The sequence below is a fragment of the Limnospira sp. genome, assembly GCF_051859755.1.
Taxonomy (GTDB): Bacteria; Cyanobacteriota; Cyanobacteriia; order Cyanobacteriales; family Microcoleaceae; genus Limnospira; species Limnospira fusiformis.
Genome location: NZ_JBIMLI010000382.1, coordinates 1 through 837, shown reverse-complemented (window position 1 = coordinate 837; position 837 = coordinate 1). Strand labels below are relative to the sequence as shown.

General features: G+C 50.8%; 2 protein-coding genes. Both read right to left on the bottom strand.

Annotated elements, in window-relative coordinates; translation table 11 throughout:
* Positions 1-61 precede the first annotated feature (61 nt).
* Complete coding sequence (locus tag ACTIE0_RS24765) at positions 62-397, bottom strand: type II toxin-antitoxin system VapC family toxin (RefSeq protein WP_006622290.1); 336 nt, start codon at positions 395-397, stop codon at positions 62-64.
* Positions 398-400: 3 nt separating this feature from the next.
* Positions 401-676, bottom strand: a complete 276-nt coding sequence (locus ACTIE0_RS24760) for a hypothetical protein (protein WP_233497750.1) — start codon at positions 674-676, stop codon at positions 401-403.
* Positions 677-837: the final 161 nt, after the last annotated feature.

The following is an 837-nucleotide window of genomic DNA, read 5'->3' as shown; positions in this document are numbered from 1 at the left end:
ACTGTTACCCCGGTTATTTGATGAGATTTTGATCCCGCCCACGCGATCGAACGGTTGAAAATTAACCGGTAATTAAACGGTCTTTTAGTTCTTCATACTGAGGAAAAACAGAATCTAGACTGACCAATGAAGCCTCATGTATGAGGGCAGTTGCAATGATAATCCGGTCGGCTGGGTCGCGATGATGCTCCGGTAGTTGAGACGCTTTGATCGCAATGGGGCGATCGACGGGTAATACCTGAATGTCTCCTTCCAGGGCGATCGCCAAACAGGAAATTGCACTGATGGCAATACTGTCAGCCGTTTCTATCTCCTCGATTAGGTTTTCAGCAAGGGCGAAACGACCCGACTGGGGGTTGTGCCAGCGTATCCAAATGTGAGTATCAAGTAATAGCATGGCTCAGGAGGATTCCCAATCGGAGTCCGGGGTGGTGGGTGCGATGAGATCGTCAAATAGGTGAACTGTACCCGCCAGTTTTTCAGAAGGTCGGCGACGCGGTGGAGTTGTCACCGATTCCTGGGAGCTGATGGGGAGAACGATCACTTCATATTGTTGGTCGCCGGTCAGTGACGGGGGGAGATCGATAATCAGTTGCCGATTGACGGGTTGGGTGATGATTCGCAGAGCTTCCATTACGGCTTTCAACTCAGTTTGAATGGGTTTAAATTTTAGCACTTAATTGTCCCGACTGTTTGTTATCAACTCCGAAAAGTTGGCAGAAACCAGATACGATGCGATGGGTGCTTCGCACAGGCTGCGCGATCGCACCCATCCTGTCAACCCCCAGCCCTCATGGCCCCATCGGAATTGCTGACGACACCTGTTGTTGCGATCGC